This is a genomic window from Streptococcus gwangjuense (assembly GCF_003627155.1).
GTDB lineage: Bacteria > Bacillota > Bacilli > Lactobacillales > Streptococcaceae > Streptococcus > Streptococcus gwangjuensis.
This window is the reverse complement of the sequence record NZ_CP032621.1, coordinates 1653317-1668889: the sequence shown is the minus strand read 5'-3', so window position 1 is coordinate 1668889 and position 15573 is coordinate 1653317. Positions and strand designations below refer to the sequence as shown.

General features: G+C 40.8%; 11 protein-coding genes. 4 read left to right on the top strand and 7 right to left on the bottom strand.

Annotated elements, in window-relative coordinates; all coding sequences use genetic code 11:
- Positions 1-22 precede the first annotated feature (22 nt).
- The 5 genes from D7D53_RS08410 to D7D53_RS08390 all read right to left on the bottom strand — a co-directional run bounded on the left by D7D53_RS08410 (position 23) and on the right by D7D53_RS08390 (position 5483).
- Complete coding sequence (locus D7D53_RS08410; protein WP_120770684.1) at positions 23-1009, bottom strand: LacI family DNA-binding transcriptional regulator; 987 nt, start codon at positions 1007-1009, stop codon at positions 23-25.
- Positions 1010-1018: 9 nt separating this feature from the next.
- The gene (locus D7D53_RS08405; RefSeq protein ID WP_120770683.1) at positions 1019-1819 is read right to left on the bottom strand and encodes a DUF1189 domain-containing protein; all 801 of its coding nucleotides are present in this window, start codon (positions 1817-1819) and stop codon (positions 1019-1021) included.
- Positions 1820-1964: 145 nt separating this feature from the next.
- The gene (locus D7D53_RS08400; RefSeq protein WP_001065658.1) at positions 1965-2807 is read right to left on the bottom strand and encodes a sugar ABC transporter permease; all 843 of its coding nucleotides are present in this window, start codon (positions 2805-2807) and stop codon (positions 1965-1967) included.
- A 1-nt stretch (position 2808) separates the two neighbouring features.
- Positions 2809-4101, bottom strand: a complete 1293-nt coding sequence (locus tag D7D53_RS08395; RefSeq protein ID WP_162927894.1) for a carbohydrate ABC transporter permease — start codon at positions 4099-4101, stop codon at positions 2809-2811.
- 110 nt (positions 4102-4211) lie between these two features.
- A complete protein-coding gene (locus D7D53_RS08390) occupies positions 4212-5483 on the bottom strand; it encodes an extracellular solute-binding protein (RefSeq protein ID WP_033681071.1) in 1272 nt (423 codons plus the stop codon).
- Positions 5484-5962: 479 nt separating this feature from the next.
- Between D7D53_RS08390 and malQ the strand changes: the two genes are divergently transcribed.
- The 3 genes from malQ (at position 5963) to D7D53_RS10220 (ending at position 10702) form a co-directional block, all read left to right on the top strand.
- Positions 5963-7480 (top strand): 4-alpha-glucanotransferase, encoded by a 1518-nt coding sequence (malQ, locus tag D7D53_RS08385; protein ID WP_120770681.1) that lies wholly within the window; start codon positions 5963-5965, stop codon positions 7478-7480.
- Between the two features lie 25 nt (positions 7481-7505).
- Positions 7506-9764 carry a glycogen/starch/alpha-glucan family phosphorylase gene (gene glgP, locus D7D53_RS08380; RefSeq protein ID WP_120770680.1) on the top strand — a complete coding sequence of 753 codons (2259 nt, stop codon included), beginning with the start codon at positions 7506-7508 and terminating at the stop codon, positions 9762-9764.
- 731 nt (positions 9765-10495) lie between these two features.
- Positions 10496-10702, top strand: coding sequence for a membrane protein (locus D7D53_RS10220; RefSeq protein WP_045606609.1), 207 nt, complete (start codon positions 10496-10498; stop codon positions 10700-10702).
- Positions 10703-10807: 105 nt separating this feature from the next.
- On the opposite strand, the gene D7D53_RS08370 is transcribed toward D7D53_RS10220, so the two are convergent.
- Both D7D53_RS08370 and tyrS read right to left on the bottom strand, forming a co-directional pair.
- On the bottom strand, positions 10808-11656 hold the full coding sequence (locus D7D53_RS08370) for a putative RNA methyltransferase (protein ID WP_120770679.1): 849 nt from the start codon (positions 11654-11656) through the stop codon (positions 10808-10810).
- A 53-nt stretch (positions 11657-11709) separates the two neighbouring features.
- Complete coding sequence (gene tyrS / locus D7D53_RS08365; protein ID WP_120770678.1) at positions 11710-12966, bottom strand: tyrosine--tRNA ligase; 1257 nt, start codon at positions 12964-12966, stop codon at positions 11710-11712.
- Positions 12967-13106: 140 nt separating this feature from the next.
- Here tyrS and pbp1b point away from each other — a divergent pair, with 140 nt between their 5' ends.
- A complete protein-coding gene (gene pbp1b, locus D7D53_RS08360; RefSeq protein WP_120770677.1) occupies positions 13107-15557 on the top strand; it encodes a penicillin-binding protein PBP1B in 2451 nt (816 codons plus the stop codon).
- Positions 15558-15573 lie beyond the last annotated feature (16 nt).

Below are 15573 nucleotides of genomic sequence, written 5' to 3'. Positions count from 1 at the left end.
AAAAACCAGCGTGAGCTGGTTTTTATTTTTCAATAATTTTGTGGGCAATTAACTGACGGTAACAAATTTGTTTATTGTTTTTAGCATCGTTGATGATCTGAAGAATCGTTTCAAATGATGTTCGACCAAGTTCTAGGCTATTGATATTGACATAGGCCGCCAAGTTGAGCTTGGGATTGACTGAGTCAAAGCTGAGAACAGGGACATCCAGTTGGTGCTTAGCGATATAGTCACAGACCCCCTCAGCTAGGAGACTATCGGTTGTAATGATAGCATCAATCTGCGGGTCATGCTGAAAGAGGAGTTTACTAAACTGATACCCTTTTTCCTCTAGAAATTCATTTGCAAAGTAGGTCAGATTGTCATCAATAGGCAGTTGGTGTTGTTTGAGTGCTGACTCATAGCCTGTTAAACGGTCTTGCGTTACGAAGAGTCGCTTCGTCCCTCCAATAAAGGCAATTCGTTTGCAACCTTTTTTAATGAAATATTCGGTCGCATCAAAACCAGCTTGGACATTATCATTATCGACAAGAGGGATAAAGGGTGAAATGGATTTTCCTAGGATAAGGAAGGGGAACTGCTCATCAGCGACTAGTTTGACCAAGGGATCCTCCTCTTCGGCATAAAGGAAGATTAATCCATCCACACGTTTGCCATAAACCATCTGTGAAATAGCTTTAAGGCGCTCTTTTTCATCTTTCCCTGTTGCAATCTGAATGGCATAGTGGTTTTCAGAAGCGACTTGAGCGATACCACGGAGGACAGATGGGAAGAAAGGATTTTGATAGAAGGCGTCTGAGTCGTCAGGAAGGACCAAGCCGATAACTTGGGTATAACTGCTTACCAAACTACGAGCGTTGAGGTTGGGGTGGTAATTGAGCTCCTTCATAGCCTTGCGAACGCGTTTTTTTGTTTCGTCGCTAATGGTTGATTTATTTTGAATAACACGGGTTACAGTTGAAGGCGAAACACCAGCAGCCTTGGCCACGTCTTTAATCGTAACGGGCATAAAAATCTCCTATTTATGGTAATCTAGATCACGGAAATGCGTTTTATAAAAGATAGTGACCAGATACAGAACAAAAAGAATGTTTTGTACAGTTATCAGGGTTGTCATATTTTGGCCAAATAATCCCAAAATAAGCGTAATCAGAGTTGGTAATCCTAAACAGTTCAAGATAAAATGGTAGCACTCTTTAAAGGTCCTAAATGAAAAGAGGCGTGATTTCTTAGTGATATAAAGGAGAAGACTCGCTCCTAGAGAGACAATGAAGAAATTCAAACCAAAGAGGAAGCTTGCTCCGAGAACTAGGAAGAGACTGATATAGACACGATTCTGCTGGTACCAGTCTTTAGAAATCGCTTGTGTCAAGCTGTCTTTGCTTTTGAAACTCTCAGTCTGAATCGCTCGGTAAGAGATGCGTGTCAACTCTTTACTTTCCTTGCTGATGACGAGCTCATTCGTATCGAAATGCAGTTGCAAGTCCTTAGGTAATTCCTTGCTTTGACTTGGACCGATTAAAAGAGAAGGCGCTTGACTAGCTGTGCCTGTATAAGTTAATTTGCCATCAACAATTGCAGCGTGTTCAGAGAGATCCTGGACAACCTTATCTGTCAATGGTTCGTAGACATTATCGATAAAGGTTTCTAGCGGATAAGTCTCCTGGGCGCTGTTCTGAATAGCAATGGGTACCATAGACAAGCTGATAAGGAAGATACTGGTAAAGAGAAGCTGAAACCAGTTGAGCCCGAAACGTTTGGACAGGGGCTTACGAAATCCCCAAATACTTGAAAAATAAGAAAATGGATATGGAAGCATTTGTATCTTTCTAAAAGGTGTTTTCTATATGAGTATTATTATATAGAGAAATGTGCTTTATTTCAAGTCTAGGAGACAAATTGCTTGTTGTAAGGATATTTTTATAGTCACAAGCTCTAAAATGAAAAAGGGTGGCGGGGATATATTATCCCTTGTCGCCACCACTTGTAAGTCCTGAAACAAAGTTCTTTTGTAGGAAGAAGAAGAGAATACAGATTGGAAGGGCGATGAGGATAGCACCTGCTGAGAAGTAGGCAATCTTCATGTTTTTCGCATTGTTAACGAAGGTTTGGAGACCAACGGCAACAGTAAAGTATTCTTTCTCACGAAGCAAGAAACTAGAGAGGATGTAGTCCCCGAAAGGTCCCATGAAGGCCCAGAGAGCTTGCACAGCGATCATTGGGCGAACAAGTGGAAGAACAATTTGCCAGAAGCGGCGGAAGTGTCCTGCACCGTCTAGTTTTGCAGATTCGTCTAGAGACATTGGCACTGTATCGAAGTAACCTTTCATCAACCAAGCATTCATCGGGATACCCCCACCAACATAAAGGAAGATGAGGAACCAGCTGTGGTTAAGGGCGTTCAACATAAGTGCCATAACGAAGAAGGCTGTCAAAGCGGCCATGGTTGGCACCATTTGGATAATCAAGAAGAAGACCAAACTTTGTTTACGAGCCAAGAAGTTGTAACGACTGTAAGCATAACCAGCAAGTACGATGATACTTGTTTGAACAGCCATGGTAATCAAGGCGATAATCAAAGTGTTGAGGTACCAAGTACCGTATAAGGTTTCAGAGAAGAGCCCTTGGAAGTTAGCAAAACTAAAGTCGACATTGCTGTCTAGTTTAAAGGCTACTACGTTACCAGTCTTGAAGGCAGACATGATAGTGATCAAAAGTGGATAGATAATCACGATTGAAAGGCCAACTAAGTAGAGGTAGGTAAGGGTTTGAGTCAGTCTACGTTTGAGTTTAATTGAGTTATTCATCTTAGACGTCCTCCATATCAAATGCGTGTAATTTCTTGAATGCGATCATAGAGATTGAGATGACAATGATAGAGATAATCAAGGTAACAGCTGCCGCCATAGAGTATTGAGGAGATGTACCTGTTGTCAAACGGTAGATCCATGAAATCAAGATATCGGTTGAACCAGCTCCACCACCGACACTACCAGGTCCTCCAGCGTTGAAAAGGTACATGATAGAGAAGTTGTTAAAGTTGAAGGTGTATTGACTGATCAAAGTAGGTGCCGCAACGGCCAAGATCATTGGGAAAGTGATGTTGCGGAATTTTTGCCAAGCATTAGCACCGTCAATATAAGCTGCTTCGTAAAGGTCGTTAGGAATAGATTGCAAGATACCCAAAGTCAAAACGTAGATGTATGGGAATCCAAGCCAACCTTGCATCATAATCAAGGCAATCTTAGTCCAAGTTGGGTCTGTTTTCCAAGGAATAAGAGCACCATCAAGGAAAGGAAGGAATTTAGCCAAGATTGGCAATACTTGAGTGTTGATAGCACCGACACTATCGTTAAACATGTTTGAGAATGTCAAGATAGTGATGAAGGCTGGAACAGCCCAAGGAAGAAGGAAAATAACACCGAAGATACGTTTTCCTTTGATAAATGGTTGGTTAGCAATGATAGCTGTGAAGATACCAATCACAATCTGTAAAGTTGAGGCAGCCAAAGCCCAGATGATAGTCCAAGAAAGAACGGCACCAAAGGCAGAACGGAAGGTACTCAAACTCCAGATGTTCGTAAAGTTGGTCAAACCAACCCAGTCCAACAATTTGTTTGGTGGCAAGTGCTGGAAGTCGTAGTTGGTAAAGGCAATCATCAAGGTTACGATAACTGGGAAGATAATCGCAAAAGTCATGGCAATATAAGATGGAATGATCAATAGGTAAGGGAAGCCATTTTCATAGATTCCTTTGATCATATCTTTTAGCGTAAGTGGTACTGGAATTCCATTGTTAATACGTTTTGCGATTGTATGTGCATCTTTAATATTTGCGAAATAGAAGAGTACATAAACGACTACAAAGATTAAATGGAAGGCACCACGAATCAGCATGAAGAGGGAATTATCACGACCTGGCTTGTCACCAAGAGTGATGAGATTGCTCAATTCAGGGGCTGCAAGTGCTAGGAAATAAAGGACAAATACGATGGTTACACCAAGGAAGATAAAACCTTTGGCTTTTTGTTTATTGTAAATTTGTCCTAACCCAGGAATGATAGACAGCAGTGCTGCTTTACTAGGTTGTTGCTTTTCCATAATAACTCCTTTCATAGGATACTGGTTTCTAATTAAAACCTAAACTATATATGTTTTTTATTGATAAATTCAAAGGGGGATTTGAATTCCACCCCCCTTGAACAAATTTTTTATTCACCAAATTTTTGTTTGATTGTTTCTTTGATCAATGTCACAGCATCGTTAGCAGCTGTTTTAGCATCTTTCTTACCACTTACAGAGTCAAAGAGCATGTTAGCAGCTGGTTCCCAAACTGCAGACATTTGAGAGATGTTTGGCATTGGTTGAGCGTTCTTGAACTGTTTGATAACAGCTGTTGTCAACTCATCGTTTTTACCTTCAGCGTATGAACGAGCTTCAGTGTTAGCTGGGATTTCGTTAGTTGCATCGTAGAAGGCTTTTTGTTGTTCAGTTGAAACAAGGAAGTCTACAAATTTTTGTGCACCTTCAAGGTTCTTAGTGCTTGATGGGATGATCCAAGCTTTACCACCACCGAATGCTGCGTAGTCTTTTCCATTTGGAAGAGTTGGGATAGTAGCAACACCGTAGTTTACTTTAGCATCTTTGAATGCTTGAGCTTTCCAAGGACCATCGATGATAGCAGCTGTTTTACCTTCTTGGAATTGAGTTTGGATTAAGTTTCCAGCAGCTGTACCATCTTGCATACCTTTAGGCCATTTTTCATACCAAGATTTAGCGTAGTTGATACCTGCGATAGCACCTTCGTTTGCAAGACCGATGTCTTTAGGATTTTTACCGTTATCGCCAAATACATAAGCTCCGTTACCAGCAAGAAGTCCGTATGCATAGTAGAAGTTTGTCCAGTCAGCTAGGAAAGCAGAAGTTTTTCCATCTTCTCCAGCGAATGCGTATTTGCTATCTTTAGCAAGTTCTTCTAATTCAGCAAAAGTTTTTGGAGCGTCTTTTACCAAGTCTTTGTTGTAGTACATAACAAGTGACTCGATAACCGCAGGAGCACCGTAAACTTTACCGTCAGCAGCTGTTACAAGAGATTTAGTTTTATCATCTGTTTTAGCGCCATCGCTCAATTTCACTTCTGAAAGTTGTCCGTCAGTACCAAGGCTACCTACACGGTCGTATGGAGCCATCATAACGTCAGCAGCTTGACCTGATTGGTTGTCAAGAGAAAGTTTGTCAAGACCACCAAGTTGGTCACCAGATTTGATGTTAACTTTTGTTCCTGATTCTTTTTCATAAGCCTTAGCAACTGTTTCAGCAAAAGCTTTGTATTGGTCTTCAACGTAAAGAGTGATTTCTTTACCTTCAGATGAACCAGCATCAGCAGCTTTTTCAGCAGGTTTGCTTCCGCAAGCTACCAAAAGCAAGCTAGCGAGTGTAGCAGTTCCAAGCACAGCAGCGCTCTTCATGAATTTAGATGACATAGTGTATTCCTCCTAAAGAATAACAAATTTTATAATGAGGAAACGCAAACGTTTTCCTTTATGGGACTAGTATAGCACAATTGGAAAGCGGTTGCAAGTGTTTTTTGTAAAAATTTTTAAAAAAATTGTAGAAAAAAGTAAACGCTTTATCGTCATATAATAGTAGAAAATCTAAAAATCGCTTTTGTTTTATTTTTTTTAAAAAAGTTGAGAAAACGATTGCCTAATTTACAAATGGAAAGCAGGGAGGATTCTCACTTTATTTTTGCTTAATGAGATAAGTGAAACCCTTATTCCTATTTTGTTTGTTTCCTGAAAGGATATATATACGAGTAAGAAGAAAAAAATTAAAAAAATAATCAAAAAAGTTATTTATAACCGCTTGCATTTATCAAGAAAATGAGCTATACTAGTAATAGCGCAAACGTTTGCGTTCATAAAAATGTAATATCTAACTATAAACACATGAGGTGCTTATTATGAAAAAACGTCAAAGTGGTGTGTTGATGCACATTTCTTCTCTTCCAGGAGCATACGGAATCGGATCATTTGGTAAAAGTGCTTACGACTTCGTTGATTTCTTGGTTCGCACAAAACAACGTTACTGGCAAATCCTTCCACTAGGAACAACTAGTTACGGAGACTCTCCTTACCAATCTTTCTCAGCCTTCGCAGGGAACACTCATTTTATCGATTTAGATATCTTGGTGGAACAAGGCTTGTTGCAAGCAAGTGACCTTGAAGGGGTTGACTTTGGTAGTGATGCGTCTGAAGTTGATTATGCGAAAATCTACTATGCACGTCGTCCTCTTTTAGAAAAAGCGGTAAAACGTTTCTTGGAAGTAGGAGATGTTAAAGATTTTGAGAAATTTGTTCAAGACAACCAATCATGGCTTGAACTCTTTGCAGAGTATATGGCTATCAAAGAGCATTTTGACAATCTTGCTTGGACTGAATGGCCAGATGCAGATGCTCGTGCTCGTAAAGCTTCAGCTCTTGAAAGCTACCGTGAGCAATTGGCAGACAAGTTGGTTTACCACCGTGTGACTCAATACTTCTTCTTCCAACAATGGTTGAAATTGAAAGCTTACGCTAACGACAACCACATCGAAATTGTTGGAGACATGCCAATTTACGTAGCGGAAGATTCAAGCGATATGTGGGCAAATCCACATCTCTTCAAGACAGATGTCAACGGTAAGGCTACTTGCATCGCAGGATGCCCACCAGATGAATTTTCTGCAACTGGTCAGCTTTGGGGTAACCCAATCTATGACTGGGAAGCAATGGACAAAGACGGCTACAAATGGTGGATTGAACGCTTGCGTGAAAGCTTCAAAATCTACGACATCGTTCGTATCGACCACTTCCGCGGTTTCGAATCTTACTGGGAAATCCCTGCTGGTTCTGATACAGCAGCACCTGGTGCGTGGGTCAAAGGTCCTGGCTACAAGCTCTTTGCAGCTGTTAAGGAAGAACTTGGCGAGCTAAACATCATCGCAGAAGACCTTGGTTTCATGACAGACGAAGTGATCGAATTGCGTGAACGTACTGGCTTCCCAGGAATGAAGATTCTTCAATTTGCCTTCAACCCAGAAGACGAAAGCATCGATAGCCCACACTTGGCACCTGCTAACTCAGTAATGTACACAGGAACACACGATAACAATACGGTCCTTGGTTGGTACCGTAACGAGATCGATGATGCGACTCGTGAGTACATGGCTCGCTATACTAACCGTAAAGAATACGAAACAGTGCCACACGCTATGCTTCGTACAGTCTTTTCATCAGTTAGCTTCATGGCAATTGCAACCATGCAAGATTTGCTAGAATTGGATGAGGCAGCTCGTATGAACTTCCCATCTACCCTTGGTGGAAACTGGTCTTGGCGTATGACTGAAGATCAATTGACACCAGCTGTCGAGGAAGGCTTACTTGACTTGACAACAATCTATCGCCGAATCAATGAAAATTTGGTAGAATTAAAGAAATAATACAATATCAGGAGACACCTTAAACATGTTATCACTACAAGAATTTGTACACAATCGTTACAATAAAACCATTGCAGAATGTAGCAATGAAGAGCTTTACCTGGCTCTTCTTAACTACAGCAAGCTTGCAAGTAGCAAAAAACCAGTTAACACTGGTAAGAAAAAAGTTTACTATATCTCAGCTGAGTTCTTGATTGGTAAACTCTTGTCAAACAACTTGATCAACCTTGGTCTTTACGATGATGTAAAAAAAGAACTTGCAGCTGCAGGTAAAGACTTGATCGAAGTTGAAGAAGTTGAATTAGAACCATCTCTTGGTAATGGTGGTTTGGGACGTTTGGCTGCCTGCTTTATCGACTCAATTGCTACTCTTGGTTTGAACGGTGACGGTGTTGGTCTTAACTACCACTTTGGTCTATTCCAACAAGTTCTTAAAAATAACCAACAAGAAACAATTCCAAATGCATGGTTGACAGAGCAAAACTGGTTGGTTCGCTCAAGCCGTAGCTACCAAGTGCCATTTGCTCACTTCACATTGACATCAACTCTTTACGATATCGATGTACCTGGTTACAAGACAGAAACTAAGAACCGCTTGCGTTTGTTTGACTTGGATTCAGTTGATTCTTCAATCATTAAAGACGGTATCAACTTTGATAAGACAGATATCGCTCGCAACTTGACTCTTTTCCTTTACCCAGATGATAGTGACCGTCAAGGTGAATTGCTCCGTATTTTCCAACAATACTTCATGGTTTCAAACGGTGCGCAATTGATCATCGAAGAAGCAATTGAAAAAGGAAGCAACTTGCATGACCTTGCTGACTACGCAGTTGTACAAATCAACGATACTCATCCATCAATGGTTATCCCTGAATTGATCCGTCTTTTGACTGCTCGTGGTATCGATCTTGACGAAGCAATCTCAATCGTTCGTAGTATGACTGCCTACACTAACCACACAATCCTTGCTGAAGCCCTTGAAAAATGGCCTCTTGAATTCTTGCAAGAAGTGGTTCCTCACTTGGTACCAATCATCGAAGAATTGGACCGTCGCGTGAAAGCAGAATACAAAGATCCAGCTGTTCAAATCATCGACGAGAGTGGACGTGTTCACATGGCTCACATGGATATCCACTACGGATACAGCGTTAACGGGGTAGCAGCACTCCACACTGAAATCTTGAAGAACTCTGAGTTGAAAGCCTTCTACGACCTTTACCCAGAAAAATTCAACAACAAAACAAACGGTATTACATTCCGTCGTTGGCTCATGCATGCCAACCCAAGACTATCTCACTACTTGGATGAGATTATTGGAGAAGGTTGGCACCATGAAGCAGATGAGCTTGAAAAACTCTTGTCTTATGAAGATAAAGCAGCTGTCAAAGAAAAATTGGAAAGCATCAAGGCTCACAACAAACGTAAATTGGCACGTCACTTGAAAGAACATCAAGGTGTGGAAATCAATACAAACTCTATCTTTGATATCCAAATCAAACGTCTTCACGAGTACAAACGCCAACAAATGAACGCTTTGTACGTAATCCACAAATACCTTGACATCAAAGCTGGTAACATCCCTGCTCGCCCAATCACAATCTTCTTTGGTGGTAAAGCAGCGCCAGCCTACACAATCGCTCAAGACATCATCCACTTGATCCTTTGCATGTCAGAAGTTATTGCTAACGATCCAGCAGTAGCTCCACACTTGCAAGTAGTTATGGTTGAAAACTACAATGTTACTGCAGCAAGCTTCTTGATCCCAGCATGTGATATCTCAGAACAAATCTCACTTGCTTCTAAAGAAGCTTCAGGTACTGGTAACATGAAATTCATGTTGAACGGAGCTTTGACTCTTGGTACTATGGACGGTGCTAACGTGGAAATCGCTGAGTTGGTTGGTGACGAAAACATCTACATCTTTGGTGAAGATTCAGAAACTGTTATCGACCTTTACGATAAAGCAGCATACAAATCAAGCGAATTCTATGCTCGTGAAGCTATCAAACCATTGGTTGACTTCATCGTTAGCGATGCAGTTCTTGCAGCTGGAAACAAAGAGCGCTTGGAACGTCTTTACAATGAATTGATCAATAAAGACTGGTTCATGACTCTTCTTGACTTGGAAGACTACATCAAGGTTAAAGAACAAATGTTGGCTGACTACGAAGACCGTGACGCATGGTTGGATAAAGTCATTGTTAACATTTCTAAAGCAGGATTCTTCTCATCTGACCGTACAATCGCTCAGTATAACGAAGATATCTGGCACTTAGACTAAGATACAAATTTATACTAATACATCTTGTAAAAAAGCGAGTTTCGGTTGAAATTCGCTTTTTTGAATGCTGTGGATTTGGGTCAATCTTGTCTAAAGATAGGGAAATCATAGATACAGTGAAGGCTTTAAATGCTGGTTTTTACTGTCTTTCATCCTTATGTTTCTTCGTAGTTGAACACCTCATATTTATTGTATTCGCTTATATAAAGTATTATAATATAATTATAAGAAAGAAGGTGTTTTTATGATATATACAAAATTGGTGTTGTTTATTACCTTTCTTGTAATAAGCTTGTTACCTGATAAGATTTTTGGAAAAAATAAAAAAATTTGGAAAATAGTTCTTGCAATATTGATGGCGGCGACAGCATTATCATTTATGTACTAAGTTATTTTAAGAATGTAGGGTTTATTTTGGATTTTATTTATAATTTTGACCTGCCTCTATATAGGTAACCACGATTTGTTTCCTCTCAATCATCAAGAAATCTCTTTTCGTGGTAGTTTATGGGGTTTGGTACTGGCCTTATATCACTTACTGTTTATTTGAATGCTGTGGATTTGGGTCAATCTTGTCTAAAAACAGATAAATCCTAGATACAGTGAAGGTTTAGAAATGCTGGTTTTTACTGTCTTTCATCCTTATGTTTCTTCGTAGTTGAATACCTCATATTTCTTGTATTCGCTCACATAAAGTATTATAATATGATTATAGGAAAGAAGGTGTTCTTATGTGGAAAAAATATTTTTCAAAATATAAATGGACGGATTTATTTTGGATTCTATTTGTTATTTTAACATGCCTCTTGGCGGGTAATAGTAATCTTTACCCCCTTACCCATCAAGAAATCTCTTATCATGGGTGCTTATCGGGAATTACACTTGCCTTATTTCACTTGCTATTTATTGATAAGTTTGTTATTTCGAATCGAAAATAAATGGAGAAGCTAAAAGCTTTAAATGTTTTAGACTTTTGGGATAGATAGTTTAAAAATTGAAATTTAAAACCGCAGATCTTCTTGAAATGCGGTTTTTTGTGTCAATTATAGTACTTTCCCAACCAGAATCTCAGCCTCAATAGTAATCTCTGTCAGTTGGCTCCAGTCAATCTTGCTCTGGTCGATGTGAAAGAGGAGAGGAGTCATACTGAGTAGGGTTTGAAGCTGCTCTGCTATGATAGCTTTGGTCAGAGAGGCTGTTTGGCTAGATAGGATGGTAAAGTGTTCTTGGAAATGATTTTTGATATCTTGATTGGAATAGTCCTTTTTTGTCAGCTGGTCTTGTACCTTCTGACGGATTTCCTTGAGGTGATTTTCAGTTGGAATAACCTTTATCAAGATGCCGTCTTTGGATAAAACGCGACGAAATTCTCCATAGTTGGCAGGTGAGAAGATATCAAGCAGGATATCCATGCTAGCGTCTTTTATGGGGAGACGAGCCAAGTCACCAACGAACCAGTTGACTGCCCAGTTTGGTTCACTCTTGGCAGCGATTTGGACAGAATCTTTGGAGATGTCGAAGGCATAGAAGGTTTTGTCAGAGTGACTTTCTTGGAGTTTGCGAGAGTAAAACCCCTCGCCACAACCGATATCCAATACAGTTTTTGCGGATAGATTCGTTGCTAGTAAGTCCGAGATGGTTTCTAAGATAGCCTGATAAAATCCAGCTTCTAGGATTTGTTGACGGTTTTGAAAATTTTCTTTATCGTAGTTGGCAGATTGCTTGACTTGAGGTGCCAGATTGACATAGCCAAATTTTGCCAGGTCAAAAGAATGACGGTTGCAGCACTTGAGACTAGTCTCTACTAGGGTCAGATTTTCTTGACAGATAGGGCAGGCAAAGGCAGTTACAGAAGCAAAACGCTGGAGTTTGGGTTTGAGATTTGTATTCATAGTTTAAGTCTAGCAAAAAAAGGACTGGATGGCAAATGCCCCCAGTCTTCTTTTTAATATGTAAGAACGAAATATTTCTTCTTACCGCGACGGATAACAGTCAGTTCGTTCTCTAACTTATCAGCGTCACTCAAGACATAGTCAAGGTCTTGGATGCGGTCACCGTTGATGTAGATAGCTCCGTTTTGGACGTCTTCACGGGCTTGGCGTTTTGAGTTAACCACACCAGATGCCACGAGGAGTTCCACAATATTGTGGTTTTCATCTGCTTGAACTTGGTAGTTTGGTACTCCACGAAGTCCTTGTTTGAGCTCTTTAACAGAAAGGTTTTTGATGTTTCCTGCAAAGAGTTGCTCAGTGATGTTGAGGGCTTCTTTGTAAGCTTCTTCGCCGTGAACGAGTGTAACGACTTCACGAGCCAAGACTTTTTGCGCTAAGCGTTCGTGTGGAGCTGCTTCAAACTGTTTGCGGATATCTTCAATCTCATCAAGTGACAAGAAAGTAAAGATTTTCAAGAAGCGAACAGCGTCAGCGTCCATAACGTTCATCCAGAATTGGTACATTTCGTATGGAGAAGTCTTTTCAGGATTGAGCCATACGGCATTTCCTTCTGATTTACCAAATTTTTTACCAGTTGCATCTGTGATCAATGGAACAGTGATAACGTGGCCTGTCTTGTCAGCCTTACGACGAAGCAATTCAGTACCAGCTGTCATATTTCCCCACTGGTCAGAACCACCGATTTGAAGCGTTACGTTGTGGTCTTGGTTAAGGACGAAGAAGTCGTAACCTTGCATGATTTGGTAGGCAAACTCAGTGTATGAAATTCCTGTTTCAATCCGTTTTTTCACAGACTCCTTGCTCATCATGTAGTTGACAGTGAAGTATTTTCCGATATCACGGAGGAAGTCAATGAAGCTGATGCTGCCAAACCAGTCGTAGTTGTTGACCATGACAGCCCTGTTTTCGCCATTTTCAAAATCAAGAAAACGAGAAAGTTGTCCTTGGATAGACTTGACCCAGCCATCTACTGTGTCTTTTGTTTGGAGACTACGTTCAGCATCTTTGAAGGACGGATCTCCGATGAGACCTGTAGCACCGCCAACGAGCGCATAAGGTTTGTGACCTGCTAGCTGCAAGCGACGACTTGTCAAGATTGCGACAAGGTGACCTAGGTGAAGGCTGTCAGCAGTTGGATCGTAGCCAGTATAATAAGAAACTTGACCTTCTTCTAGGGCTTTACGCAAAGCTTCTTCATCAGTCGTTTGAAAAATCAAACCACGCTCTTTTAGCTCATCAAAAATGTGCATGTGTCTTTTCTCCTTTATAAAATATTGTTTCTACCTATTGTATCACAAACTTGGGCAATAGCCTAGTAGAATAGGGAAGAAAGTGGCTATTTTATTGAAAGTTTCCCTTTTATGGTATAATAGATAGAGTGAGGAAATCCATGCAAAATCAATTAAATGAATTAAAACGAAAAATGCTGGAATTTTTCCAGCTAGTAAAATCAAAAATAAATCATAAAAAACCAGAGAAAGTCTCAGAAGAGAAGCAGTCGGATGGGACAGGTGGGAAAGTCCTGGCTATCCTAGGTAGCATTTTAGTTGCTATTAAGGGCATTCTGAATACTCTCTTTATTCTAGGCTTTATCGGTGGGCTTTTTGGTGCTGGTGTAGCTCTTGGTTATGGAGTTGCTTTGTTTGATAAAGCTAAGATTCCCCAAGCGGAGGACTTGGTCAAGCAGGTTAAAAATGTTTCTTCCATCTCAGAAATTGTTTATGCAGATGGGAGTGTTATTGCTTCTATCGAGAGTGACCTACTGCGAACTTCTGTTTCATCTGAGGAAATATCGGACAATCTCAAAAAGGCTATCGTAGCAACTGAGGACGAACATTTTCTTGAACATAACGGGGTTGTGCCAAAAGCTGTGATTCGGGCGACATTGGGAACCTTTGCAGGTTTGGGCTCATCTAGCGGGGGCTCGACCTTGACCCAACAGTTAATCAAACAACAAGTGGTTGGAGATGCTCCGACTTTGGCTCGTAAGGCTACAGAAATTGTTGATGCCCTTGCCTTGGAACGCAGTATGAGTAAGGATGAAATCTTGACGACTTATCTCAATGTTGCTCCCTTTGGTCGGAATCATAAAGGGCAGAATATTGCAGGTGCCCAGCAAGCTGCTGAAGGGATTTTCGGTATCGATGCCAACAGGCTGAGTATTCCCCAAGCTGCCTTCCTAGCAGGTTTGCCACAGAGTCCGATTACTTATTCTCCTTATGAAAATACTGGAGAGTTAAAGAGTGATGAAGACTTAGAACTTGGTTTGAAGCGGGCCAAGGATGTTCTCTACAACATGTACCGTACGGGTGCTCTGACTCAGGAAGAATACGACCAGTACAAGGATTATAATCTCAAACAAGACTTCTTGCCATCAGGAACTGTCAATGCTGTTTCGAGAGATTATCTCTACTTTACAGCTATGGCTGAAGCGACAGACCGTATGTATGATTATTTAGTTCGACAGGACAATGTTTCGAGCCAAGAGTTGAAAAATGAAGCGATTCGAAAGGCTTATCATGAGAGAGCTGAGCAGGAACTAAGTAATGGCGGCTACAAAATCACTACAACGATCAATAAAAAAATCCATGCGGCCATGCAAAATGCAGTTGCGAACTATGGTTATTTGGTAGATGATTCGACTGGGCAGCCTGAAGTAGGGAATGTTTTGATGGACAATAAAACGGGGGCTGTTCTAGGCTTTGTTGGTGGTCGTAATTACCAGACTAACCAAAACAATCACGCCTTTGACACCAAGCGTTCGCCAGCCTCTACAACCAAGCCTTTGCTGGCCTACGGAATTGCCATTGACCAAGGTTTGATGGGAAGTGCTAGCATATTGTCAAATTATCCTACAAATTTTGCCAATGGTAGTCCGATTGTGCATGGTAGTAGTAAAGGCACAGATATGGTCAATTTGGGTGATGCTTTAAACTATTCATGGAATATTCCAGCCTATTGGACCTATCGCATGCTTCGTGAAAAAGGTGTCGATGTTAAGAGCTATATGGAAAAAATGGGTTACGAAATTCCAGAGTACGGTATCGAAAGTCTACCTATGGGTGGTGGTATTGAAGTTACAGTTGCCCAGCATACCAATGGTTATCAAACACTTGCTAATAACGGTGTCTATCATCAGAAACATGTGATTTCTAAGATTGAATCATCTGATGGTAGAGTAATCTATGAATTCCAAGACAAACCAGTTCAAGTGTACTCGAAGGCAACAGCAACGATTATGCAGAGTTTGCTTCGTGAGGTGATTTCATCTCGGATCACTTCAAGTTTCCAAACGGATTTGGCTTCTATCAATTCAAGCTTAGCTCGTGCAGACTGGATTGGTAAGACTGGTACAACCAATGAAGATGAAAATATGTGGCTCATGCTTTCGACACCAAGATTGACTCTAGGTGGTTGGCTAGGGCATGATGATAACCGCCCAATGGCTAAGGGGGCTGGGCATTATCGAAATGCCAAATATATGGCTTACTTGATCAATGCTATCCAACAGGCTGAGCCTGGTGTTTGGGGCAATGAACGCTTTAATCTTGATTCTAGTGTGACCCAGTCTCAGGTCCTCAGATCTACAGGGCAGAAGCCTGGCAAAGTATCTGTTAATGGAAGAACAGTGGATCTTTCAGGTTCTACTGTAACGAGCTATTGGGCTACCAAGGCGGGAGCTCCAACGACAAGCTATCACTTTGCTATTGGAGGAAGTGAAGCAGATTACCAAAATGCTTGGTCAAGTATTATTGGTAGTTTCTCATCTACACCAAGCTCAAGTAATAGCTCTAGCAGTACATCAAGTTCATCATCTACACAATCAAATAGCAGAAGATAGAGCTATAAAATAAAAA